General features: G+C 31.7%; 24 protein-coding genes. 5 read left to right on the plus strand and 19 right to left on the minus strand.

The annotated features are described in order from the left end of the window. Positions 1 to 6: 6 nt before the first annotated feature. The 16 genes from SCLAR_RS06880 to SCLAR_RS06955 form a co-directional block, all read right to left on the minus strand. Positions 7 to 1,188 (minus strand): HD domain-containing protein, encoded by a 1,182-nt coding sequence (locus SCLAR_RS06880; RefSeq protein WP_100255178.1) that lies wholly within the window; start codon positions 1,186 to 1,188, stop codon positions 7 to 9. Beyond that, positions 1,189 to 2,625 carry a glutamate--tRNA ligase gene (gene gltX, locus SCLAR_RS06885; protein WP_100255179.1) on the minus strand — a complete coding sequence of 479 codons (1,437 nt, stop codon included), beginning with the start codon at positions 2,623 to 2,625 and terminating at the stop codon, positions 1,189 to 1,191. A gap of 4 nt (positions 2,626 to 2,629) precedes the next feature. Beyond that, positions 2,630 to 3,094, minus strand: a complete 465-nt coding sequence (gene ispF / locus SCLAR_RS06890; protein WP_100255180.1) for a 2-C-methyl-D-erythritol 2,4-cyclodiphosphate synthase — start codon at positions 3,092 to 3,094, stop codon at positions 2,630 to 2,632. A gap of 172 nt (positions 3,095 to 3,266) precedes the next feature. Further along, the gene (gene ychF / locus SCLAR_RS06895; RefSeq protein ID WP_100255181.1) at positions 3,267 to 4,364 is read right to left on the minus strand and encodes a redox-regulated ATPase YchF; all 1,098 of its coding nucleotides are present in this window, start codon (positions 4,362 to 4,364) and stop codon (positions 3,267 to 3,269) included. A gap of 13 nt (positions 4,365 to 4,377) precedes the next feature. After that, positions 4,378 to 5,253, minus strand: coding sequence for a ParB/RepB/Spo0J family partition protein (locus SCLAR_RS06900; protein ID WP_100255182.1), 876 nt, complete (start codon positions 5,251 to 5,253; stop codon positions 4,378 to 4,380). Further along, the gene (locus SCLAR_RS06905; RefSeq protein ID WP_100255183.1) at positions 5,243 to 6,013 is read right to left on the minus strand and encodes a ParA family protein; all 771 of its coding nucleotides are present in this window, start codon (positions 6,011 to 6,013) and stop codon (positions 5,243 to 5,245) included. Before SCLAR_RS06905 ends, SCLAR_RS06900 begins: the two co-directional genes overlap by 11 nt. 17 nt (positions 6,014 to 6,030) lie before the next feature. Further along, positions 6,031 to 6,729: a 16S rRNA (guanine(527)-N(7))-methyltransferase RsmG gene (gene rsmG / locus SCLAR_RS06910; protein ID WP_100255184.1), complete on the minus strand. Its 699-nt coding sequence runs from the start codon at positions 6,727 to 6,729 to the stop codon at positions 6,031 to 6,033. 267 nt (positions 6,730 to 6,996) lie between these two features. Further along, positions 6,997 to 8,595, minus strand: coding sequence for an APC family permease (locus SCLAR_RS06915; RefSeq protein ID WP_100255185.1), 1,599 nt, complete (start codon positions 8,593 to 8,595; stop codon positions 6,997 to 6,999). Positions 8,596 to 8,636: 41 nt separating this feature from the next. Further along, positions 8,637 to 10,139, minus strand: a complete 1,503-nt coding sequence (locus tag SCLAR_RS06920) for an amino acid permease (protein WP_100255186.1) — start codon at positions 10,137 to 10,139, stop codon at positions 8,637 to 8,639. Between the two features lie 11 nt (positions 10,140 to 10,150). After that, positions 10,151 to 12,022: a tRNA uridine-5-carboxymethylaminomethyl(34) synthesis enzyme MnmG gene (mnmG, locus tag SCLAR_RS06925; protein WP_100255187.1), complete on the minus strand. Its 1,872-nt coding sequence runs from the start codon at positions 12,020 to 12,022 to the stop codon at positions 10,151 to 10,153. Positions 12,023 to 12,043: 21 nt separating this feature from the next. Further along, complete coding sequence (gene metG, locus SCLAR_RS06930; protein ID WP_100255188.1) at positions 12,044 to 13,558, minus strand: methionine--tRNA ligase; 1,515 nt, start codon at positions 13,556 to 13,558, stop codon at positions 12,044 to 12,046. Next, positions 13,558 to 14,079, minus strand: coding sequence for a phosphoribosyltransferase (locus SCLAR_RS06935; RefSeq protein ID WP_100255189.1), 522 nt, complete (start codon positions 14,077 to 14,079; stop codon positions 13,558 to 13,560). The genes metG and SCLAR_RS06935 overlap by 1 nt, the downstream gene beginning before the upstream one ends. A 2-nt stretch (positions 14,080 to 14,081) precedes the next feature. Next, entirely contained in the window at positions 14,082 to 15,377 is a 1,296-nt protein-coding gene (gene purB / locus SCLAR_RS06940) for an adenylosuccinate lyase (RefSeq protein ID WP_100255190.1), read from the minus strand. 20 nt (positions 15,378 to 15,397) lie between these two features. Then, positions 15,398 to 16,687 carry an adenylosuccinate synthase gene (locus SCLAR_RS06945; RefSeq protein WP_100255191.1) on the minus strand — a complete coding sequence of 430 codons (1,290 nt, stop codon included), beginning with the start codon at positions 16,685 to 16,687 and terminating at the stop codon, positions 15,398 to 15,400. A 10-nt stretch (positions 16,688 to 16,697) separates the two neighbouring features. Continuing rightward, a complete protein-coding gene (pth, locus tag SCLAR_RS06950; protein WP_100255192.1) occupies positions 16,698 to 17,264 on the minus strand; it encodes an aminoacyl-tRNA hydrolase in 567 nt (188 codons plus the stop codon). Positions 17,265 to 17,267: 3 nt separating this feature from the next. Then, positions 17,268 to 18,302 (minus strand): ribose-phosphate diphosphokinase, encoded by a 1,035-nt coding sequence (locus tag SCLAR_RS06955; protein WP_100255193.1) that lies wholly within the window; start codon positions 18,300 to 18,302, stop codon positions 17,268 to 17,270. A gap of 213 nt (positions 18,303 to 18,515) precedes the next feature. Here SCLAR_RS06955 and SCLAR_RS06960 point away from each other — a divergent pair, with 213 nt between their 5' ends. After that, the gene (locus SCLAR_RS06960) at positions 18,516 to 20,048 is read left to right on the plus strand and encodes an ABC-F family ATP-binding cassette domain-containing protein (protein ID WP_100255194.1); all 1,533 of its coding nucleotides are present in this window, start codon (positions 18,516 to 18,518) and stop codon (positions 20,046 to 20,048) included. 31 nt (positions 20,049 to 20,079) lie between these two features. Beyond that, positions 20,080 to 20,232: a hypothetical protein gene (locus SCLAR_RS07145; protein ID WP_169921872.1), complete on the plus strand. Its 153-nt coding sequence runs from the start codon at positions 20,080 to 20,082 to the stop codon at positions 20,230 to 20,232. Between the two features lie 15 nt (positions 20,233 to 20,247). Here SCLAR_RS07145 and SCLAR_RS06965 read toward each other — a convergent pair whose 3' ends face one another. From SCLAR_RS06965 to rnmV, 3 genes are read right to left on the minus strand one after another with little or no spacing between them, the layout of a single operon-like run. Then, the gene (locus SCLAR_RS06965; RefSeq protein ID WP_100255195.1) at positions 20,248 to 20,949 is read right to left on the minus strand and encodes a GHMP family kinase ATP-binding protein; all 702 of its coding nucleotides are present in this window, start codon (positions 20,947 to 20,949) and stop codon (positions 20,248 to 20,250) included. Then, positions 20,939 to 21,736 carry a 16S rRNA (adenine(1518)-N(6)/adenine(1519)-N(6))-dimethyltransferase RsmA gene (gene rsmA, locus SCLAR_RS06970; protein ID WP_100255196.1) on the minus strand — a complete coding sequence of 266 codons (798 nt, stop codon included), beginning with the start codon at positions 21,734 to 21,736 and terminating at the stop codon, positions 20,939 to 20,941. The genes SCLAR_RS06965 and rsmA overlap by 11 nt, the downstream gene beginning before the upstream one ends. Positions 21,737 to 21,738: 2 nt before the next feature. Continuing rightward, positions 21,739 to 22,272: a ribonuclease M5 gene (gene rnmV / locus SCLAR_RS06975; RefSeq protein ID WP_100255197.1), complete on the minus strand. Its 534-nt coding sequence runs from the start codon at positions 22,270 to 22,272 to the stop codon at positions 21,739 to 21,741. Positions 22,273 to 22,368: 96 nt separating this feature from the next. Between rnmV and mreB (SCLAR_RS06980) the strand changes: the two genes are divergently transcribed. The 3 genes from mreB (SCLAR_RS06980) to mreB (SCLAR_RS06990) all read left to right on the plus strand — a co-directional run bounded on the left by mreB (SCLAR_RS06980) (position 22,369) and on the right by mreB (SCLAR_RS06990) (position 25,704). Further along, complete coding sequence (gene mreB / locus SCLAR_RS06980) at positions 22,369 to 23,412, plus strand: rod shape-determining protein (RefSeq protein ID WP_100255198.1); 1,044 nt, start codon at positions 22,369 to 22,371, stop codon at positions 23,410 to 23,412. Between the two features lie 113 nt (positions 23,413 to 23,525). Then, entirely contained in the window at positions 23,526 to 24,533 is a 1,008-nt protein-coding gene (locus SCLAR_RS06985) for a rod shape-determining protein (RefSeq protein ID WP_100255199.1), read from the plus strand. Between the two features lie 139 nt (positions 24,534 to 24,672). Further along, positions 24,673 to 25,704 carry a rod shape-determining protein gene (gene mreB / locus SCLAR_RS06990; RefSeq protein ID WP_100255200.1) on the plus strand — a complete coding sequence of 344 codons (1,032 nt, stop codon included), beginning with the start codon at positions 24,673 to 24,675 and terminating at the stop codon, positions 25,702 to 25,704. Positions 25,705 to 25,723 lie beyond the last annotated feature (19 nt).

Genomic DNA, 25,723 nt, shown 5'->3' on the forward strand with positions numbered 1-25,723 from the left:
CACTAATTATTTTATAAAAACATAAGTGTCTGCTTCTTTTGGGGCAATTTTTAAAATATCTGATATTTCACCAATACTTTTAATTACTCCTTGATTCAGAATGTATATTTTTTCATCTTTTTTTGTAATTGCTTCATTGTAAATGCTGAATTTACTCTTTGTAATTGTATCAAAATAATATTTTTGTTTAAGGGAATTTTGTGAATTTCTTAAACTTTCTCATTCTTTTTGACTTATGTATTTACTTACTCCTAAAAAACGTCTGTTTATAATTCGAGTTGCTAGGTCTTGTAAGATTGCATCTGTTTCAGTGGTGCAAGTTTTAATAAAATCAATCATTGTGTAGTCATCTAGGACTAAATAGCGTTCTAAATTACAAGGTTTATCATTTAAAAAATCTTGTAAAACTTCAAGCATCCTCTTATTTTGAAACTGGTAATTCTTTTCTTGATATAGATCTTTTAATCGTTGAAATCAAGCTTTGTAAGTTTGATCAAATGCCACAGAGGTTTTGTGATTGTAAATTTGGGTGAACATGTGGTAGCGCCCTAATAAGTAATGTTCTATTGCATTTAAAGTTTTTATTTTAAAAACCAATTTATTATCAACAACCTCAGCATTTCTAATAATTCAATCTAAGTCCAAGTTAGCATAATCAACACCAGTACTGCGTGAATCACGAAGTAAGTAATCTAATCTATCTGCATCAATTTGGCTTGAGATTAACAGGTTTAAAATTTTATTTGGATGCTTTCCTTGAATTACACTTGCAACCTCTTCGGGTGAAATTTGGTGTTTTTTTAGAATTCGATTAATGTTGGTTTCATGTAAAATGAAATCAACAGTGTATTCTTCATGATTTCGCTTTGAAAGTGCTTCAAAAGAATGTGAAAAGGGACCATGCCCAATATCATGTAATAAGCCACTTAGTTGCACTATTAATTTCTCTTCATCAGTAAAGTGTGCTGCAACTTTTTCATTTGCAAGTATTTTACCTACAATATGGTAAACACCAATACAGTGTGAGAAACGTGTGTGATTGGCACCCGGAAAGACAAATTGTCCACCTCCAAGTTGGGTAATGCGGCGAAGCCTCTGAAATTCAGGGCTATCAATTATTTCTTTAACTACTTCATGTTTTATGTGAATGTCACCATGAACATTATCTCTAATATATTTATCAATCATTTAAATCACCTTTGTTATATTTTTAATAACCTTTTCCTTACCGATTAAGGCAATTGTTTTTGCCAATTCTGGTCCATGACTTGAAAGGGTTGAGGCAATTCTGATTGGCATAAATAAATTTTTACCTTTTTTATTAAAATTGACTTCTAACTCTTTAATAATGGCTTTAATGTTATCCTCATTAAAGTCTTGAAGTTTTTCTAAACTAGTTTTTAAAGCTTCAACCATTGGTTTTACATCAGTAAATTCTGCATAAATTGCTTTGGTGGCTTCATCATACTCAATTTCATTGAAGAACAAATCTAAATGCTCATTAATTTGAGCACCAAATTCAATCTCTTTTTTAAATAATAACAAGACTGCATCAAGTCAGTTGTCTTCAACTTTGCTTATTTTAAATCTAGTTTGATCAACAAATTGTTTTGTTAATTTTAAATATTCAACATCATCCATTTTTTTCATTCATTGACTATTAATTCATTTCATTTTCACCATATCAAAAGTACTTGGTGATTTTGAGAAGCGTTTTTCATCAAACATTTCAACAAACTCTTGTTGAGAAAAGATCTCTTTTTCAACTTTTGGACTTCAACCCAGTAAACCAATGTAGTTAAACACAGCTTGTGGTAAAAATCCTTTTTCACGATATTGTGAAATGAAGAAAACTGCATTTCCACTTCGTTTAGATAGTTTCTTTTTGGTGTCATCAACAATTAGAGTTAAGTGACAAAATCTGGGTTCATTTCAACCAAATGCTTGATAAATCATACACTGTCTTGGAGTGTTTGAGATATGTTCTTCTCCTCTAACAACATGAGTAATTTCCATATCAAAGTCATCAACTACCACTGCAAAATTATAAGTGGCGATTTTGTTGGTTTTAATAATAACAAAGTCCCCAATTTCTTTTGAGTTGAACTCAACCATACCTCTGACCAAATCATCAATTTTGTAAATTTTATCATCAGGAACTTTAAACCTAATGCTATATTCTTTGCCCTCATAAGGGGTAAAATCTTTTATACCAAGGCATTTACGGTTATAACGAGTTGCTACAATCCCTTGTGCTGCTTGTCTTTCTTTTTCTGCATCTAACTCTTCACTAGTGCAAAAACATTTGTAAGCAAAACCTTTGACAATTAATTCGTCTGCAAGTTTACAATAACGATCAAGTTTTTTTGATTGAATGTATTCGCCATATTCTTTTTTTGGTGTTAGAAATGATTCATCTGGAGTTAACCCCAATCAATTTAAATTGTCAAATTGAGATTCAATGGCTCCTTCTACATTTCTTTCAATGTCTGTATCTTCAATTCTAACAATGAAATCTCCTTGATAATGTTTTGCAAATAAGTAGTTCATTAGTGCTGTTCTTGTGTTTCCGATGTGCAAAAAACCTGTTGGTGAAGGTGCATATCTTAATCTAATCTTATCCATAAAATTATTCTCCTTTGTAAATCAAGACAACACTATAAACCTCAATTTTGTGTGATTCTGTGTTATCTGTATTGGTGGCTTTGACTGAAACCTGGTTCAATTCTAAAGCAAATTTGGTGGCAACTGCTTGCTTGATTGTTGGTTTATAGGTTTTCAAATTTGGCTCATCAACCACAATCTGAATATCAATGTTAGAAATTTGGTATTGATTTTGTTGTAAATGTTTAAGGACATCCTCCACAATAATTTGTGAATCAAAGTTGCTTGCCATATTTTTAGGTGAAAAATAAGTCCCGAGATCTTCCATTCCCATAGCCCCATAAAGTGCTTCACAAACTGAGTGGAGTAAGACATCTCCATCACTATAAGCCTCAACTTGACTATGATGGGGAATGTGCACTCCACCTAAAATTATTTCTTGCCCTGGCACAAATATATGTGCATCTTTAGAAAGGCCTACCCTAAACATTTAAATCACCTCTAATATATTAGATTATAAACCATTTTTTGCAGGAGTTTCCAATAAATCATTTTAATCACTCAATTCTGCTTAGAAATGCAAAAATGTGGTTTTATACTTTTAAATAAAAAACCACACAAGGTTTGTGTGGTTAAGTTGTTAGTGAGACTAAAGTCTGTAGTTAGTTGTTGAATTTAAATAGACAAACATCTCCGTCTTGGACTATGTAGCCTTTACCTTCTAATCTAACCTTCCCGGCAGCTTTTAGTTTTTGTTCATCACCAAGTAAAAATAAATCTTGACAATCATAAACATCAGCCTTTATAAAGCCTTTTTCAAAATCAGTATGAATGATTCCAGCACATTGAGGTGCAGTTGATCCAGTTTTAAACTGTCACCCCCTGGCCTCTTGAGGTCCTGCTGTAAAATAAGTTTTTAGACCTAAAGTTTTGTAGGCTGCTTGAATCAATACTTCTAACCCTGGTTGAGTAATTCCAAGATCTGCTAAAAAAGTTGCTTTTTCATCAGGTTCTAGTTCACTTAATTCTTCTTCGATTCTAGCACTGATTTTTACAATTTCACAATTGTTTTGTTCGGCATATTTTTTTAAATCCTTAACATAATCATTGTCATTTGTAACTTCATATTCAGCAACATTGGCAACATAAATCATTTTTTTTGAAGTTAATAGTTGAAAAGATTTTAATAAAATTCTTTCTTCATCACCAAAGTCAAGTTTGTTTAACATTTTACCATCTTCTAATTGTTGAGCACATTTTTTTAAGAGTTCATACTCTGCAATAATTACCTTATCTTTACCTGCCTTGTACTTAGGTTCAACCTTTGCAATTCTTTTTTTGACACTAGCTTCATCTGCTAAAATTAACTCTAATTCAATAATTTCTGCATCTCTAACTGGGTCAACACTGCCTTCAACATGGGTAATGTCTTTTGAGTCAAAACATCTAACAACTTGACAAATTGCATCAGTTTCTCTAATGTTTGCTAAAAAAGCATTACCCAAACCTTCACCTTTACTTGCTCCAGCAATTAACCCAGCAATGTCAACAAATTCAATGGTAGTATAAATGGTTTTTTTACTCCCAAAGATTTTTGCTAACTTGTCTAGTCTTTCATCAGGTACCTCAACAACTCCAACATTTGGTTCAATTGTTGCAAATGGATAATTTGCGGCTTCTACCTTTGAGTTGGTGATTGCGTTAAACAAGGTTGATTTACCAACATTGGGCAAACCAACAATTCCTACTTTTAATGCCATAAATATTCTCTTTCTATAATTCTTCCTCGGTTAAACCAAGTAATTCTAAAATACGATTTAAGTCACTATTATCTGAGTAACGAATTGATAATTTTTGATTTTCAATTGTGACTTTTGTTCCCAATTTTCTCATAATACGATTTTCAGTAGCCACCACGCTTGAGTTTTTTGTAATTTTTGCATCTTTTTGCGGTCTATCTAGATTTGTAAATTTAATTAAGCTCTCAACTTCTCTTGCTGTTAAATCTTCTATGATAATTCTATTATAAATTTGATTTAACAATTCAGGATTATTTAAGATAGATAACAGTGGTTTTGCTTGACCCATTGTTAACTTTTTACTCATTAAACCATCTTGAACATTTTGGGGCAAGTTTAAAAGCCTCATAATGTTTGCCACATGAGATCTTGATTTACCAACTCTTGAGGCAATTTCTTCTTGTTTAAGATTTAAGTTTTTAGCAAGCTTTTTATAGGCAACCGCTTCCTCAATGTCAAGCAAATCAACACGTTGAATATTTTCAATAATGGCAAACTCTTCCATTTGTTGACTTGAAAGATCTAAAACCACTACTGGAACTTCAGTTAAACCAGCAAGTTTTGCAGCTTTACATCTTCTTTCTCCAGCAACAATTTGATTTTGGTTATTGATAATAATTGGTTGAATAACTCCATGAAGTTTAATTGACTCTGCTAGTTCTGAGATTTGCTCATCATCAAATATTTTCCTTGGTTGAAAGGGATTTGAAGTTAACTTGTCTATTTGCATCATAACAGTTAATTCTTTAACTTCATTATTGTTGGTTTGAATACCTTCAACAATGTTACTAACTGAATCTCCAAATAGTTCATCTAAACCTTTAAATTGATATTTTTTCTTAGTAGCCATTATTTTTTAACACCTCTTTTACAAATGCAGCATATGCTTTTGCACCTGGACTAGTGCTGTCATATTCAAAGACAGACTGTCCCCCAATTGATGATTCAGATATTTTAATATTTCTGGGAATATAGTCTTTATAAACTGAATTTTTGAAAGTACGGTTAACTTCTTGTAAAACATCATGTGCTAACTTTGTTCTTGAATCAAACATTGTTACTAGTACCCCTTCAATTGTTAGGTTACCATTAAGAGTTTCTTTAACTTTTCTAATTGTTCTAAGCAATTGTGAAACCCCATGCATTGCATAGTGCTCTGCTTGGATTGGGATTAAAATTGAATCAGATGCTGCTAGACCATTTCTGTTAACTAGACCTAAACTTGGTGGACAATCAATAATGATAAAATCATAGTCACCTCTCACACTATCAATCTGATCTTTTAAAACATTTTGTTGACTGTTTTTTTGTTCTAATAAAATTAAGTCAACTGCTGCCACATCCAGTGAGCTTGGTGCTAAATCAACATTTTTTTTGACCTCTTTTACAATAATTTCTTTTAAAGTGTTCCCACCAATGAAAACCTCATATAAACTTTTTGTATTTTCATCAATTTCATAACCAATTCCTGAAGTTGCATTAAATTGTGGGTCTAAGTCAATTAAAAGAACCTTTCTTCCTGAAAATCCAAGTCCACATGCAAGGTTTATTGCTGTAGTTGTTTTACCAACTCCACCTTTTTGGTTTGATACCGAAATTACTTTTGCCATATTAAAATCTCCTTTGCTTATTTTCCTAGTGGTTTTTTCTTAATTTGTGAATATTGTCTTGGGTAAATTGAGTTTGTCGGTTTTATTTTGTTAAAGAACAAATTGACTCTTTCACCAATATTGTCTACAAAAAGCTTTTGCTCTACTACTAATTTTAAAGCAATATCACTCTCTTTACCATTTAAATCTAAAATTTCCACTCCAACATTCTTAGCTTTTAAACAGATAAAAGTACCATTAACCTTTAGTGCTTGTACCCCAACTTCTAACAAAACATTTAATGGTGCCATTGCTCTTGAAATGACAATGTCAAATTCTTCTTTATGTTGAACACTAAAAATCTCTGCTCTTTGGTTTACTGGAATGATGTTTTTTAAATTCAATTCTTTAATGACTAATTTTAAAAAATTAATTTTTTTATTATTTGCTTCTATTAGATAAACTTGTGTTTGGGGAAACAAAATTTTGATGACAATACCCGGGAACCCTGCCCCAGTACCTATATCTAATATTTTTTGATTATTTAATTGGAGTTCTTTTGCAAACAAAATTGAATCTAAAAAATGCTTGTAAAAAATATCTTCAGTTTCAACAATTGTCGTCAAGTTATACTTTTGATTTTCTGCTTGTAAAAGCTGCAAAAACCTCATAAGTTCTGCTTGTTGCTGTGCGGCAATTGAACCAACATATTCATCAAAAACTTCTCAATCAAACAAGAAAACACCTCCATTAACAAAATAAAAAGCATGCAATCAATTTGTGATTTACCTCAAATGGATTTTTAAATGCTTATAACTAAGTGCTAGTTAAACTACATTTATTCTATCATAATCTTTAACTATAAATGATTATCAAAACAAAAGTTATCTTTTTGTACCATTTTAGTAAGGTCTTTCTCTCTCACTTAGCAGCAAAATAGGCCAATAAAAAAGGAACCTAGTTAAAGATTTAACCATTAGCCCCTTTGTGTTCTTAAATTTTTATTAAACTGCTTCTTTATTCAAAACATGTTTTTTTAATTGGTACTCATTGATTCCTCATCAAGTAAAGATTGGAACCAAGACTAGAATTGACGCCACCCCATTGATAATAGCAGATCTTTGGTTATCTCACCAATCATCAGCACTAACACCTTTGGGTCTATCAAGAGCAAATGGTTTTCCAATAAATGTTGCATATAATAGGTATGCCATAACTATTGAAACTAAACCTGAGGCCAGAATTCCACAAACCAAGCCACCTTTAACTTTTTTAATTTCAACTTTATTAGTAAAGCGATTCACAACTTGAGCAATATTTGTCACTAAGTAAATTGCAAAAGCATAAACTGCAGTTGTACTAGAAATTAAATCCAGAACTTCCATAGGGTTTGGGACATACAATTTTTCTATTCCCACTCCTGTCCTGTCAAAAATTACTTGAGATTCACCTTTTGCTGTAATTATGATTGAAGCAATAATTGAAGTTATATAAATTGCTCCAAGAATAGTTCCTCCAATAATGGCAGCTTTAATTATTGTGATTTTACCTACATTTTTTTTACCTAAATATAGTAATTCCTCTTCAACAGCAGATTGAACTGTTTTAGGAATTAAAGTTGTATAACCATTAATCATTGTTAACAAGGTTGCTGCAATAATTACTTTAAAGATAAAGGTAACCCAAGGGGCATTGAGCTTATTTGAAAAGATATTTGTAAAGAGTTTAAAAATATCTCCATCATCTGCACCCAAAAAGATTGCCACAGTAATTAGTACATAAAAAATTGTAACAGCTAAAATTGCAGATAGTAGTGCTGGTGCTACTACTTCTCTATGTTCAACATCCTTTTGTAAAGTTGCTGCATACATAAAAGCATCAAAAGCAAATAAGATAGGCACCATTGTGGCAAATGTTGAGGAAGCTCCTCAAACCAAAGTGCCACTCTTATTAAATGAGTTAGACATATTTGGGGTTGTGGCATATAAAACTATTCCCCCAATTACCACAACAATTAGTGGTAAGAATTTTACAAATGTAAAAATTGTTTGGATTCAACGTCCTGGTTTTATAGTTGTAGCATTCATAACTTGAAACCCAACCAATAAAATTGTTGATAAAATTAATTTGATTGCTAAATACCCTGGAACACCTAAAGCAATAACCAATTGGTCCTTACCTTGTGTTTCAATTATTAGCAGTCTGATTCCTTGTTCAAACAAGATATCAATTAAGAACATTGAACCCAATGCTCCAATTGCCGGCATATAAAAGGCTACATAGAAGATAGCAATTCATGAAGCTGACTTACGATTAATAAACTTTTTGGTTCATGATTGTAAGGTTGAGTGTTCTCCATCCTTCATAGCCCCTGTGATTTCCACAAATGAGACCATCATTAAAGTACAAACTACCCCTATAAAAATTCAAACCATAATTGCCAATCATGGATTATTTTGGGCTTCATACAAAACCCCACCATACTGGTTTCTGTTTTTTAAATAGATTCCAGAGGCCACAACTAATCCAAAAGTCATTGAAAAGATTGTTAAAAACTCAAAAATCTTGTTCCTGGCTTTATTGGCCTTATTTACTTTGATCATAAATTACTCCTTTACTAGTTAACCTATAGCTTTTGTTGCTATTATTTAACTTTTGCTAATTTTTGATCTGGTTTGCTTGTTAATTGTTTTAATTTTCAACTCAACATTAAGTTTTCATTGATTAAAAAAGCAAATCCCATAATAATGGCAAATCCAAATCACATTACTGGTACCACCAAGTTAGATGGATCACCTTCTTTTGCATAAACAATAATACTGTCGATGATACTAATGTAGTGCATGTACCCTATCATAAAGACCAGGATAACCAAGGTGATAATATTTAAAACATGGGTGTTTTTCATTTCTTTGACTTCAACTTTTTTTGTCTTTCTATTTCTTATGACTCCATACATTATCAGTGCATAGACTGTAAAGGCATATAAAATCCCTGTATCTGCAGAATAATCTGCAACTAAGAAATAGTCCGTGCTATCTATTAATAATGAAGTTGTTACAAAAGTAACAATCACAACATCAGTAATAATAACACTGATTCAAGTGGCATTTTTTCATTTAATTTTTTCATCAAAACTTCTTTTGTATAAGTATTTTTCATCATATGATGCTTGGACAATTTTTGGATATAAAGTTGTATAAGCATTAATTGTTGTTAGCAGTGTTAAAGTGATAATCAAGTTAAAGGCTAGTGAAAACCCTGGACTTGCTTTATCAAACATTGTTAAAACGTTACCATTTGGTGAAACTAAGAAAATTGAAACAGTAACAATTAAGTAGAATACTGCTACAGAAATTACACCAGTTAACATTGCTGGTGAAACTACTTTTTTATGTTCAATGTCATGTTGGATATTGATTGAATCCAAGAAACCATCAAAAGCAAACAAGATTGGAATTAAACAAGCAAAGATGCTGTTAAATTTAAAACCACCTTGGTTTGTAAAAGTATTATTTTCAACATTTCCAGTTGCATATAATGTAATTCCACCTCCAATTACAATAATTAAAGGTACAAATTTTAAAATTGAAAAAATAATTTGAATTCATTTTCCTGAATCTTTATAAATTGAATTAATTGCTTGGAAAGTTACTAAGGTAACTGCCCCTAATATAAGTTCTACCACAATTCTCACATCATTTCCGCCAATTGCTTCACTTAATCCTTTACCTGATGCCAACATAAAAGCATCAATTGCACTAAATAGTGAATTAATTGTAAATAATGCTCCAATGATTGTTAAAAGTGGTGTGTAAATTACAATAAAGAAGATTGAGAATAATGAACCTCATTTTCTTCCTAAAAACTGAGCTCCTAAAACTCCCATTGAGTTATAGTCATCTTTTTTTGCTGCACTTGATGCTTCAAGAAATGTAAACATCATCATACATGCAAAGATCCCTACAAAAACTCAAACTGCCATAGCCACTCAAGGATTGTCATTGGCTCTTGCTAAAACTCCATTATCTCCAGAGTTTTTTAAATAAATTCCTGATCCAACCACTATTCCAAAGGTCATTGAAAAAATGGTTAGAAATTCAAAGGTCTTGTTCTTAACCTTATTCTTTTTATTAACATTTATCATTTTGATATATTTTAGACCGTGTTATATTTCTTCTTCAAATGGAATAATAACATCTGAATATCTGCAGGATTGACACCTGTGATTCTAGATGCTTGCCCAATTGAAGTGGGTCTAATCCTTTCTAAGATTTGTTTTGCCTCAATGGCAATATTTTCAACTTTTGAATAATCAACATCATTGGGGATTTGTTTGGCCTCCAATTTATTAAATCTTTCAATAGTTTCATTTTCTTTTTTGATATACCCTTCAAATCTAATATTAATTAAAATATTTTGTAATTGGTTATTTGAAAGGTTTTGTAATTTGTCAAGATATTTTACTAAGACATTGATGTCAACTTGAGGTTGTTTTAAAATTTCATAGCCACTCAATCCTTGTGACAGGTGGGCTTGACCAAGTTGGTCTAACTCAAGTGCCAAATCAGATTTGGGACTGAATCTAACATTTTTTAATTCCTCAATTGCTTCATCAATTTGTTTTTTAAATACTAAATATTTATCATATTCTTGTTGGCTAACTAAACCCAATTCATAACCATATTGCTTTAGTCTAACTTCTGCATTATCATTTCGCAAAGTTAACCGGTTTTCAGCACGACTTGTTAAAAGTCGATATGGTTCAATAACACCTTTTGTAACAATGTCATCAATCATAACTCCAATATATGACTCACTCCGTTTTAGAATAAATGGGTTTTGAACATTCAGTTTCCGCACTGCATTAATTCCTGCAATTAATCCTTGTCCGGCAGCTTCTTCATAGCCACTAGTTCCATTGATTTGACCTGCAGTAAATAGGTTGGGCACTTGACGCATTTCTAAGCTTAGTGATAATTGTTGAGGATCAATACAATCATATTCAATTGCATATGCTCATTTGTCCACAATCACATTTTCAAATCCTGGTAAGCTTTTTAGCATTTTTTCTTGCACATCAATTGGCATTGAGGTTGAAAAACCTTGCACATAAAATGTATCTAATGCTTTTGCTTCTGGTTCTAAAAAAATTTGGTGAGTTTCTTTTTGATTAAACCGCACAATTTTATCCTCAAAACTTGGGCAGTATCTTGGTCCAGTTGCATCAATTTGCCCTGAATACATTGCTGACTTTGTTAAATTTGCTTCAATGATTTTTTTTGTTTCAGGTGTTGAGTGTAACAAGTAACATGGTAGTTGTTTTGCAAATGGTAGTGGTTTAGTTGTTGAAAAAGAGAAAGCCAATTGCATATCAGTTCCTGGTTCCAAAATTGCTTTTGAAAGGTCAACTGAATTTGCTTTCACTCTTGGTGGTGTCCCAGTTTTAAATCTAAAATAATTAATATTCAGTTTTTTAAAACTTTCTGACAACCTTGTTGCAGTTTTTTCATCATTAGGACCTGCTTGATATTTTTCAGATCCTCGATAAATTAAACTTGATAAGTATGTTCCGGTTGTTAAAATTACTGCTTGGCAGGTAATTTTTGTTTCATCTGTTAGTAACACTCCTGTTACTTTATTATTCTTATCAATAAGAATGTCTGCAACTTCTCCTACTTTTAAAGTAAGGTTTTTTTGATTATTTACTACATTTTTCATGTAATTTGAATATTCTATTTTATCTGATTGAGCTCTAAGGGCTCAAACGCCGGGACCCCGAGATGAGTTCAGCAGTTTCATTTGCAACGCTGTTGCATCCGCTGCTTTACCCATTTCACCCCCCAAAGCATCAATTTCACGAACAACAATTCCTTTTGCTGGACCTCCAATTGATGGATTACATGGCATTGTTGCGATTTTATCTTCATAAAGATTAACTAAAATTGTTTTTTTATTTAAACGTGCACAAGCTAAGGCTGCTTCAACTCCAGCATGCCCTGCTCCTACAACAACGATGTCAGCTTGCATCGCAACTCCTCCATTTCTAAATTACTTTATTCTTTCAAACAAAACTTCTTTGCTTGATATTTTTTGATAATTAAATTTTTTTGCTTTTAATGTTTCAAAGTTAACTGTGTTTGAAGTCAACCCCATTTGGTTAAACATTTTTTCAAAGCTTTTCACTAAAATTGGTTTTAATAGATAAATTATAATTGTAATGTTTCTTTGCAAAATTGCTAAAACTTCATTTAGCTTTGAAATTTGACCTGCTTTTTCTAAAGCTCAAGGTTTTACATCTTCAATAAATTTATTACATTCATTTCCCAACTTTAAAACACTTTGTACTGCTTCACTAATGTTGTATTGATCCATATATTTTTGATAATCCTTGATTGTTTGTTCACCACTTTTAATCAAAGGGTGTTGTTCAATCTCAACACTAGGTAATAAACCATCAAAGTATTTGATAATCATATTTGAAACCCGTGAAATCAGGTTTCCAACATTGTTTGCTAGATTTGTATTAAATGACTCAATGAACAAATCATTTGTAAAATTACCATCTTTTTCAGTTGGTAAATTATTGGCAATATAAAATCTTAAAGCATCAGCACCATAAGTTTCAATAATTTCAACAGGGTCAATCACATTTCCCAAAGATTTAGACATTTTAGTGTCCTTGCTCAAGATTCAACCGTGACTCACCAGCTTGTCTGGTGCTTTTAAACCCAATGCTTGTAGCATCACTGGTCAATAAATTGCATGGAACCGGGTGATTTCTTTTCCGACATATTGAAGTACTTCTCCTTCAATTCAAAATTGTTTTAATTTAGAATTGTCTTCACTACCCCACCCTAATGCTGTGATGTAATTTGAAAGTGCATCTAACCAAACATAGATTACATGTTTGGGGTTTTCAAGCACTTGGATTCCTCAGTCAAAACTTACTCTTGTAACCGAAAGATCTTCAAGGTTGTTATTAATAAAATTGTTTAACATCTCTTTTTTTCGAGCTTCAGGCTCTAAAAAATTTGTCTCAAACAACTCTGTTAAATATTTTTTAAAATTTGAAACTCTTAACATATAAGTTTCTTCTTCAAAATCAATTGCTTCTTTTTGACAAACCTTGTGGATAAAACCTTCATCCATTTGTTCGGCTGTCAAAAACTCTTCACAACTAATGCAGTATTTACCTTTATATTTCGATGGATAAATTAAATCCTGAGCCAATAAGTTAGAAAAAAGTTTTTGCACAGCAGCAACATGATCTTTATCGGTTGTTCTAATAAAGCGGTCATAATCAATTTCTAAAATTTTTCACAAGTCTTTAAAACTTGAAACAATTGTATCAACATAACTTTGTGGAGTAACTCCAGCTTCTGCTGCTTTTTGTTCAATTTTTTGTCCATGTTCATCTGAACCAGTCAAAAAGAAAACGTCATAGCCGTTTTCTTTTTTATATCTAGCCATTATGTCTGCCAATGTTGTTGTGTAAGTATGTCCAATGTGTAATTTACCACTTGGATAATAAATTGGGGTTGAGACAAAAAATGACTTTTTCATTATTTTTCTTCCTCCAAATTAATGCTGTAAATTCCTTTTAAACCACGATAACTACCATTATGGGTTAAACCATAACCCACAATATAAATATCTTCTATTTTAAATAAGGCATTAATTTCTAACTCAAATTCTCTTTCTTTGCTTTTTTTATCAACTAAAGTTAGTAATTTAATGTCTTTGGGGTTTTCACTAGTAACAATATCATTGATTCTTTTTAGTGTATTCCCCTTATAATAAACATCTGCAACTATCAAAACATTTTTACCTTTTAATGATTCATTTAAACCCAAATCAATTAGACTATTTGGTTTTTGAGTACCATCTCTTACAATAAATTGAATGGTTGTGTCAATTTGTAATTCTCTAATTAGATCTGCTACAAAAATAAATGTGTTTGATAAATCTGCCACAATTGTTAATTGCTCATTTTCATAAGCTTTTGAGTATTCTGATGCAACCTTTATGATTGCTGCTTTAATTTCTTCTTCAGAAATCAAAGTCGTCAGTTGTTGATTCTCCATAGTTATTTCAACACCCTTCTAAATATGCTGTCAACATGTCTGGTAAAAATTTTTATATCAAATAATTCATCCAATTCACCAATGTCTTCTAACCAATCTGTAATTTTATTAGCAAGCAAAACCTCTTTAAAATCTTTTTGAGTGGTTTGTGCTTCTAAAGTACATTTTTGGATAAAATCATAAATTTCTTCTCTAGAATAATTATACTTCATTAAAATGTAAGTTAATACCCTTTGACTAAAAAATAAACCTTTATGTTCTTCAATGTGTTTTGCTATCATTTCTTTGTTTACTACCAAATTTTTAATAGTATCAGTGGTGCGGTTTAAAATATACACAACAATATTAAATATATCGGGAAACATAATTCTCTCATTTGAGCTGTGAGAAATATCCCTTTCATGTCAAAGAACATTATTTTCTAGTGCTATATTAACAAAACCCCGTACATAGCGTGCTAGCCCTGAAATGTTTTCAGAGCTAATTGGGTTTTTCTTGTGAGGCATTGAACTTGAGCCTTTTTGGGCTTTTCCAAAACCCTCACACAATTCTTGTACTTCACTGCGTTGTAGTAAGCGAATTTCGGTTGCTATTTTTTCTAGAGTACTTGCTAAATTTGCAAAAACACAAATTAAGTTAGCATGGCGATCTCGTTGGGTTACTTGAGTCGACAATAAATCTAAACCAAGCTGCATTTTTTCTGCTACTTTAATTTCAACTTGAATCTCTAAGTTTGCATAGTTTCCCATTGATCCTGAAATTTTTGCAACTTCAATCTGTTCACGAGCTGAGTTAAAGCGCGTTAATTGTCGGTTGATTTCATCATACCATAGTAAAAATTTTAAACCCAGTGATGTTGGTTCACCATAAATCCCATGGGTTCTCCCCATTATAATTTGGTCTTTATATTCAACTGCTTTTTTTGCCAAAACAGTTTTTAAACCAATGATTCCATTTAAAACTACCTCATTTGATAACTTAATCATTTTGTTTTGGGCAGTGTCAACTACATCTGTTGAAGTTAATCCCAGATGAATTCAGCGTTTTTCGGGCCCCAATGTTTCAGAAACTGCTCGAGTGAAAGCCACCACATCATGCTTGGTTTCATTTTCAATTTCTAACATTCTCTTTTGATTAATTTTTGCATTTTTAAAAATTAAATTACAGTCAGTTTCTGGGACAACAGCCAATTCTTTTCAAGCTTCAACTACATATTTTTCAACTTCCAATCAAGTGTTTAGTTTGTTTTGGTCACTTCAAATTTGTTCTATTTCTTTGTTAGCATATCTTGAAATCATTTCTTGTCCTCCTAAATTCTTTAAAATACTTCTTGTAACGTTACTGTTTGTTTGCGATCTGGTCCTACTGAAAAACCTATAATATCAACTTCACAAACTTTTTCAATCATTTTTAAATAGTTTTTTGCATTTTGTGGTAATTGGTCAAATGATGAAATTTGAGTAATGTCTTCGGTTCAACCTGGTAAAGTTAAATATTGAGCAATACATTTTTCATATTCACCTGTGGTTGGTGGCACTGTTTGTATTTCTCTATCATTAAGAAGATATTTATTACAAATTTTTATTTCATCAACTCCAGACAAAACATCCAATAAGGTAATAAAAATCTTATCAATTCCTGAGGTGCGGATTGCATATTTTAATGCCACTGCATCAAGTCAACCAACTCTTCGTGGTCGTTTGGTATTGGCTCCATATTCATTCCCTCTTTCACGAATTCCATCACGAATTTCATTAACTAACTCTGTTGGGAATCCTCCAGCTCCAACTCTTGTTGAATAGGCTTTTACCACACCCAATACTGTGTCAATATATTTAAAACTAATCCCTGTTCCGGTTGCCACATTGCTTGCAGAACAGTTTGAACTAGTTACAAAAGGATAAGTACCATGATCAATGTCTAACATTGCCCCTTGGGCACCTTCAAAAAGTACTTTTTTTCCTTCCTTAATTGCTGACTCAATGTACTCACCACAATCAACAACATAGTCTTTGATATAATCATAGCACTTTATTAGGTTAGAGTGTGTTTTTTCAAAATCATTAATTTCTATATTATACATTGCCTTTAATAATTTTTGTTGATGAGTGTAGATTTTTAAAAACTTTGCCTTAAAGTCCGGGTCAGCTAGGTCTCCAATTCTTATTCCAGATCTAGACACTTTGTCCTGATATGCAGGTCCAATTCCTCTTTTTGTTGTACCTATTTTTTGTTCACCACGTTCTTCTTCTTGGGCTGCATCAATTTGCATATGGTATGGTAAAACAATTTGGGCTCTATTAGAAACTAATAGGGTTCCAATTTCAGGTGAAGTTTTTTTTACTAATTCAATTTCTTCAATTAATTGTTCTAAATTAACTACACACCCATTCCCGATAATATTGACAACATTTTTATTAAAGATACCTGATGGGGTAATGCGAACCTTGTGTTTTTTACCATTAAAATGAATTTGGTGTCCAGCATTATCTCCTCCTGAAAATCTTACTACTAAATTGGTTGTTTGCGAGAAGTAATCTGTGATTTTTCCTTTACCCTCATCGCCCCATTGAGCTCCAACCACCACTAAGGTATTGTGTTTGTTCATGTTTTCTCTCCTATTTATTATAATTGTTCATTATTTTTTTAAAATCTAGATTTTGGCAAAAATCATCTACAAACCCCTTGACTTGATTGATATTTGCTTTAATTTCTGTAATTTCTGCTGCTGACATTTTACTTAAAACTCAGTCAACAATTTTAAAATGTTCTGGGGGCATGTCAACACCAATGCGTAAGCGTTTAAAGTCTTGTGTTCCTAATACATGAATGATACTTTTCATACCATTATGTCCTCCAGCACTTCCTGATTCACGAAAACGCAATTTTCCCATTGGTAAATCTTTGTCGTCATAAATTATTACAAGATCTGAGATGGGGATTTTATAAAAAGCTAAGATTTGTAAAACGGCTTCTCCTGAAAGGTTCATGTAAGTTTGAGGTTTTGCAAAAATAACTTTTTCACCCTTAATATTGGCAAAATACAATTCAGCTTTAAAGGCTGTTTTTTGACTAGAAATTGCAAAACTGTCCATTAAAGTATCTAGTGCAATAAATCCGGCATTATGTCTGGTTTGCTCATATTGTTTTCCTGGGTTTCCCAAACCTACAATTAATTTTGGCATTGTTTATTTACATCCTTTTAAATGTTTTTCTACTCTTTTTATAATTGAGTTTTTAAAGTCATTGTAAACATTTGTTAATGACTCTTTTTCATAAGAACTTAAAATCATATTGGCAATTAAGTTTGAAACAGTGATTATTTTTAGTTCTTTAAATCTTCTCTCTTCTGGAATTTCAACTGTGTCTGTGACAATTACTCGTTTAACAATTTTTTCTTCTATTGCTTGACACATTTTTGCTTTAGCATCACCATTAAATAACCCATGGCATGCAATAATATAAATTTCTTTTGCTCCAGCTTTTTTTAAAGCTCGGGCCCCATTGATGATTGTGCCTCCAGTGTCAATCATGTCATCAACTATAAAACAAATTTTGTTTTCTATGTCTCCTAAAACAAATTCCACTTCTGATTTATTTGGTTCAGGCCTCCTTTTTGCAATAACAGCAATCCCGCTAATAGTGGCCCTTGTATATTCAGCAACCCCATGAACTCGGTTTAAACCTCCATGATCGGGAGATACTAAGATACATTCACTTGGTAAATATTGTTCTTCAATAATTGTGTCAATAATTTCAGAAGCCACTGTTTGGGCTGTTGAAAAGTTATCCATTGGTATATTGAAAAATCCCATTGCTTGTGCAGAGTGAATGTCTACGGTGATGATTCGGTCAACCCCTGCCGTTTCTAATAAGTTAGCCATTAATCGAGCTGTAATTGGTTGTCTCCCTTTAGCTTTACGATCTTGTCGGGCATATCCATAGTAAGGTATTACTACATTGATTTTGCCGGCACTAGCACGCTTAAAAGCGTCAACAGCAATAAGCAACTCCATATAGTTGTCATTGACTGGTGTGTTGGTAGCTTGAATTACATAAACTTCTTGTCCTCTTACAGAGTCCACTAATTCTACAAGAGTTTCTCCATCCATAAATCTCTTTGTGTTTAACTTGGCTGGTTCTACTCCTAGTACTTTACAAATTTTGTCAGTCAGCTCTTTGCTAGCTGATAATCCAAAAATTTTAATATTGTCTTTTTCCATTTTTTCTGTCTCCAACTTAATGATACCAAAAAAGCGAATGGTTTTTAACTCAACCAGAAAAAAATAAATTTAAATTTCCCTTTGTTTTAGGGGCTTATTTTAGGGTTTTTGAACTTTATAGCAGTTTTTAAATGTTGAAATTTCGATAAAATATTTTTAAATCATATATAATAGTACAAGTATTTTTTATTGTGATTTAAGGAGGAAGATAACATGGGATTAGCAAATTTACAAAACTTAACCCACAAAAATGGGGATAAACTTTTATATCAAGATACCAATATTAAAGTAAATAAGGGTGAACACATTGCCTTAATTGGACCAAATGGGGCCGGGAAAACTACCTTATTAAATATTATTGCTCAAAAAATTCTTCCCGATCATGGAACCTTAGAAATTCACCAAAAAACTAAGGTAGGTTATTTAGATCAACACCAAGCAGTTGATAAAAACCAAACAGTAGATATGTATTTAAAAGATGCTTTTAATGAATTATATGAATTAGAAGCAAGAATGAACAAAATTTATGAAGATATGGTGGTTGAATACAAAGAAGAAGAATTGGTAAAAGCACTAAAATATCAAGACATCTTAAATCATAATGACTTTGACACAATTGATAAAAAAATTGGTAACTTAGTTGATGGTTTGGGAATTGGTATTGATAAGTTATCTTTAACTATGGGGGTTCTTTCTGGAGGACAAAGAGGAAAAGTTATTTTAGCAAAACTGTTACTAAGTGATGATGACTTTTTACTACTTGATGAACCAACTAACTTTTTAGATATTCAACAAGTTGAATGACTTGCAAAATTTTTACAAAGTTATGAAAAGGCTTTTGTTATGGTGTCTCATGATAATGAATTTATTAACAAAACTTGTAATATAATTTATGCTTTAGAAAACAAAAAGTTAACTCGCTTTGTTGGAAATTATGATAAATATTTAGCAGATTCACAAATGTTACGAGAACAATATGACAAGTCATATAGTGCTCAACAAAAAGAAATCAAAAAGCTTGAAACCTATGTTGCTAAAAACAAAGCTCGAGCAAGTACTGCCAAATCTGCTCAATCACGCCAAAAAGTATTAGATAAAATGGATGTTATTACTGAGAGAAGAGATTTAACTAAACCAAAATTCAATTTTAGTTATAAACGACCTGCCTCAGCAGTTGTTTTAGAAGCAAAAGAGTTGGTGCTTGGTTACGAAACCCCATTATTGCATGCTTTAAACTTTTCAATTAGAGAAGGTGAAAAATGTATTATTACAGGAAGAAATGGGATTGGGAAAACTACTTTTTTAAAAACAATCTCAACTGAAATTAAACCATTTTCAGGTGAATTGTTCTTGGGAAACGGGGTTGAAGTTGCTTACTTTAAACAAATTGAAGATGTTAATGGGATTTCTCCTGTGCAATACTTGTTAAATAACTTTCCAACCATTACAGAATCAGAAGCTCGAGCAAAAATTGGTCAATTTGGTGTTAAAAGTGGTTTAATGATGCAACCAATGGAAAAGTTATCTGGGGGCGAACAAACTAGAGTTAGACTAGCAGCATTAAGTTTAGTTCCTTGTAGCTTACTGGTACTTGATGAACCTACCAACCATATTGATGTCTTAGCAAAAGAAGCTTTGCTAGAAGCCATCCAAGCATTTAAAGGAACTGTTCTTTTAACAACTCATGATATTAATTTCTCAACTTTGTGAGCAGATAGAGTGATAGATTTTGAAACATTAGTGTAAAATAAGAATATAGTTTTTGGAGGTAATATTTATGGCAGATTATGATATGAAATGTTTTAAATGCATTGAAGAAATGCAAAAAGACAATAAGGGTGGGGCAGTTAATATCTTAAAAATGAAAATGCAACAAAGTGTTGCAAATCAAGACTTAGATAGCATTTACGTTTGTGCAAAACATTCTTAATTAGATAAAAAGACACTACTTTGTAATGTCTTTTTTAATTTTGCTAATTTTTGCTAATTTTATAAAGGTAGATCCGCTACCGGACATTATCCCAATTTTTGTATACTCTGTTAATTTTGGGTACAAACTTAGGGCTGCTTTTGTTAGATGGTTTTGGTTGCTCACTTCAAAACCAACCTCATCAAATTTTTCATAAACTTTCTTAGTTTCACACTCAATATTTGGTAAAATTAAATCCTTTTTTACAACCTTAAGTTCATTTAATTCAATAACCTTTTCTCCGTAACCACTAACTTGTGCAGTTTTAAAGCCACTTAAAAAAAAGTAAGAATCATAACCAATTTTTGCAGCAACTTTTTGATCAAGTTGCTTATTCCTGTTTTTAACAAGTCCTAAATAAACAGCTATTGCATCAGCTGTTCCACCCCCAAGTCCCGAACCTATAGGTAAGTTTTTTTTCAACTTGATTTTATAAAAACCATCAATCTCACCTTCGCTCCTTAATAAATCAAGAACCTCAAAAATAAAATTGCTCTTTTCAAGAAGGCTTGAATTTGAAATGATGCTATCTCTATCTATCTTGCTTTTTTTTATTTTTATAATGTCATAAAAATCTTGAACCAATGTCATGGTTGAGTTAATCTTGTGTAAGCCATTCGAATCTAATGGCTCAACAAATAAATTTAAATTAACTTTTGCATAAGCTTTAATTTTCATTTTGAACCTCTTTATAGATCTTTATGAAATCTTCAAGTGAGATATTTTCGGGGCGCAGGTTTGTGGCTATTTTCAAGTCTTCAAGAATGGTTAAACTTTTAGTTTTATCACCCAAAACACTGCTTAGATTATTTAAAATCGTTTTCCTTTTATTGTTAAAGAGTTTACGAACAAAAGCAATAAACTCTTTGTCATCATTTACTTTAATTAAATTTTGATTTTTAAAAGTCAATGTAATAACTGCTGAATCAACTTTTGGAACTGGGCGAAACATGTTCTTACTCACAGTAAGTTCATATTTTACATCACTATAAAATTGAGCAGCCACTGATAAGTTATTATAGTTGTTTTCATTTTGTTTTGCACAAATTCTTTGAGCCACCTCTTTTTGAACCATAAAGACTGCTTTATCCAAGTCTTTTGCTAAATCAAAAGCTCTAAAAATAATTTCACTAGTTATATAATATGGGGTATTTGAAATTAAAGAGATTTTTTTATATTCTGAACTTATTAGCTCTTTTAAATTAACTTGCAAAACATCTTGGGTGATTAACTCAAAATTATCACTATTAATTTCAGTTTTTAAAAGCGCCTCCATGTCTTTATCGATTTCTATTGCAACAACTTTTTTAAAATTTTGAACCAACTCTTTAGTCAAAGCACCTCTACCAGGACCAATCTCAATTACAAGTTGGTTTGGTTCAGGATCTAAAATGCTAATGATTTTTTTAATTAAGTTTCTATCAGTGATAAAGTTTTGACCAAATTTCTTTTTTGCAAATTCCATAACTATTCTCCTAAAATCTTTCTAACATCAACAACCGTTAGATTAACTAAATTTAATCACTTAAATAAAGTTTTGGCATTAATTTTTTCATTTCAATTAAAGTGCTGGGCAATTTTTTGACGCACTGGTTTTAAATAAAAATCATTATCCAAAAATTCTTCATAACTGATTGAGTTAATTTCCTTACCCTTAAATTCAACTAATTTTTCAAGTGCTTGTCTGATGTCGGTTTCATCTGCTTCAGCAATTCCAATTTTTTTTGAATTAATTATTTTATTTTTATCAATAAAAGCATTAAAACATTTATAATCTAAATAGGAATTTATTAGTTCACGGATTTTTACACCAGGAGCATCTGGGTCTGTAAAAACTATTACTCCTTGAGTTTGGTTTAATTTGGCAATGGTTTGTAATGCTCTTGGGGTTAAACCCAAGCCGCTAGTTTCAAAAGTCTGCACATTTTCAGCACCAAACACAGTTTGCAACTTAGCAGTATCTGTTTTACCCTCAACAATTATCACTTGTTTTATTCTCATAAAATATATCCTTCAAATCAATTATACTGGTATTTTATGAAAAAATGTAGTATAATTATACACGAAGGGTTTTTTCTTATAAAGGAGGAAAATAGAATGGCATCATGAGATCGTAAAAGAGAATTCGTTGCTCTAGATTTAGGAACTGCAAACGTAGTTGCTTACCTAGGTGGACAAGGGGTCATTTATAATGAACCTTCAACCATGGCATACGATGTACACACAAACACAGTTATAGCTGCTGGAGAACAAGCTTCAGAAATGGTTGGGAAAACTAACCAAGATGTAAGAATGGTTGTTCCATTAGTTGATGGTGTTATTGCTGACTTAGATGCAGCAAAAGATTTAATCAAAATTATTTTCTCAAGAATCAAATTATCTGACATCTTAAAGAATGCTTTAGTAGTCCTAGCCTGCCCTTCAGGGGTTACTGAACTTGAAAGAGGAGCATTAAAACAAGTTGTTGCAGATATGGGTGCAAAAAATGTTTTAGTTGAAGAAGAAGTTAAATTATCTGCAATTGGTGCAGGAATTAATATCTCAATCGCTAGTGGACACTTAGTAGTTGACATTGGTGGGGGTACAACTGATATTGCCATCATTTCTGCTGGAGATATCATTATCTCAAGATCAATCAAAGTTGCTGGAAATCACTTTGATGAAGAAATTAGAAAATACATTCGTGCAGAATACAACGTATTAATCGGAATTAAAACTGCTGAAAAAATCAAAATCGAAATCGGTGCATTAACAAAAATCGATAACGGACGTACTTTCCGAGCATTCGGAAGAGACGTGATTTCAGGGTTACCAAGAGAGGTTGTTATCTCTCCAGATGAAGTTAAAAACGCATTATTATCACCATTCTCAAAAATCACAGATTTAATTGTTGAAGTTATGGAAAACACTCCTGCTGAATTAGCTGGGGATATCATTAGAAATGGTATTACAATTTGTGGTGGAGGAGCTTTATTAAGAGGTATTGATACATACTTTGAATCAATCTTCCAATTAAAAGTTACTGTTGCCTCAGATCCATTATTAACAGTTATTGAGGGTGCTAAAGAATATGAAAAACAAATCGAAAAATGATTAGAAGTTGTTGCAATTAGAGATGCACGTGAATACAACATTAAATAGTGTTGTAAAAAAGAAGTTTTAGAAAAAACTTCTTTTTTTTGTTTTAAAAGTGTTAACATATTGGTAGAATAATATAGAATATATCTGTTATTAAAAGAAAAGAGGAACAAGATATGGCAAAAAATGCAGCTAAGCAAAAAACCCATGTAGCAATAGATATTGGTACTAGCAAAACAAGAATTTATATTGAAAAATTAGGTATGGTCTTTGATGAGGCCACTATTATGGCAATGGACTACAAAACAAAAAAAGTTGTAGCCGTTGGTGATGCCGCTAAAAAATTTGTTGGAAAGCTTTCAAAAAATATATTAATTAAATACCCACTAAAGCGTGGGGTAATTTCAGATATGTCAATTTTAAGATTGTTTTTAGCTCACATCCTACAAAAAAATAAAAATGACATCAAAGATTCTATTGTAACACTTGCATGTCCAATTAGTGTAACATCATTTGAAAGAGACTCACTTATAACAACAATTAAAGGTTTAGGAGTTTATTACGTAGATGTTCAAGATGATATTAAGTTAGCTGTATTAGGTGCTGGATTTAATATTCACAAATCAGATGCATATTTGTGCTTAGACATTGGTGCAGGAAAATCAACAGTGGGAATAATATCATTTAATGAGACAGTAATTTCAAAATGATCTAAAATTGCTGGTAATTCAATAGACTTAGAAATTATCAAGTATTTAAAAGCAAAAAAACAAATGGCTGTTGGTGAAATCAGTGCTGAAGCACTTAAAAACGCTGTGGGTTCATTGATCAAAAACAAAAATCCACTTAAAACTGCAGTTTATGGTTATAACATGAATTCAGGACTACCAACAAACACTGAGATTAACGAAGATGACATATCAAAAATTATAGTTAGTGCATTTAATAACTTAACAGCTCTAATCACAAGTGCTTTAGAAGAAGCACCAAATGAGGTTGCTGGTGATGTTATTAAAAATGGTTTAATAATTACAGGTGGAGTTGCTCAAATTCCAGGAGTTAAGTTCTATTTTGAGGACTACTTTGAAATTCCAGTAACAGTTGCCAAAGGGGCAAGTAATGCTGTAATTAATGGGGCAATTGCTTACAAATCAGATTCATTTGCATATGCTGGAAGCATATAGTATTCAAAATGCAATTAATTGGTGGTTTAGATTGAAAGCCATCTTTTTTTGTGTTAAAATATCTTTAGATTATATATTCTACTTTTAAATAGAAATATATAATTCGTTATAAAAATAAATAAGTAAAGGAGAAATAAATATGGCAAGTAAAAAACCTACTTTCGTGTCTATGGACTTAGGAACAGCAAATACTCTTGTTTATATTGCAGGTCAAGGGATTGTTTACAATGAACCTTCAATTGTTGCATATAGAATTAAAGAAAACAAAATTGTTGCTGTTGGTGAAGAAGCATATAAAATGATTGGGAAAGGTAACAAAACAATTCGTGTGGTTAGACCCATGGTTGATGGAGTTATTACTGATATTAGAGCAACTGAATCTCAATTAAGATACATTTTTACAAAATTAAGAATTACAAAACAATTAAAACATTCTATTATCTTATTAGCATGTCCAAGTGTTATTACAGAATTAGAAAAAGCTGCATTGAAAAAAATTGCAACTAACTTAGGTGCAGACCAAGTCTTCGTTGAAGAAGAAGTTAAAATGGCTGCATTAGGTGGAGGAGTTAATATCTATGCTCCAACTGGAAACCTAATTGTTGATATGGGTGGGGGAACTACTGATATTGCTGTTTTAGCATCAGGAGACATCGTTTTATCAAAATCAATCAAAGTTGCTGGTAACTACTTAAATGATGAATGTCAAAAATTCATTAGATCACAATATGGATTAGAAATTGGATCAAAAACTGCTGAATCAATTAAAGTTAATGTTGGTTCATTAGCAAAATATCCAGATGAAAGACGTATGAAAGTTTATGGACGTGATGTAGTTTCAGGATTACCAAGAGAAATCGAAATTACACCAGAAGAAATTCGTGAAGTATTAAAAGTTCCTGTTTCAAGAATCATTGACTTAACAGTTCAAGTATTAGAAGACACACCACCAGAATTAGCTGGGGATATCTTCAGAAATGGTATCACAATTTGTGGAGGGGGAGCTCTTGTTAGAGGTATTGATAAATACTTTGCAGATACTCTTCAATTACCAACAAAAATTGGTGAACAACCATTACTAGCTGTTATTAATGGAACTAAAAAATTTGAAGCAGAAATTTGAGAAATTATTAAAGCTCAAAGACATCACGATGACTTACTTTCAAGATAATTTCATCAAAAAAAAAACA

The organism is Spiroplasma clarkii (genome assembly GCF_002795265.1).
Classification (GTDB): Bacteria; Bacillota_I; Bacilli_A; order Mycoplasmatales; family Mycoplasmataceae; genus Spiroplasma_A; species Spiroplasma_A clarkii.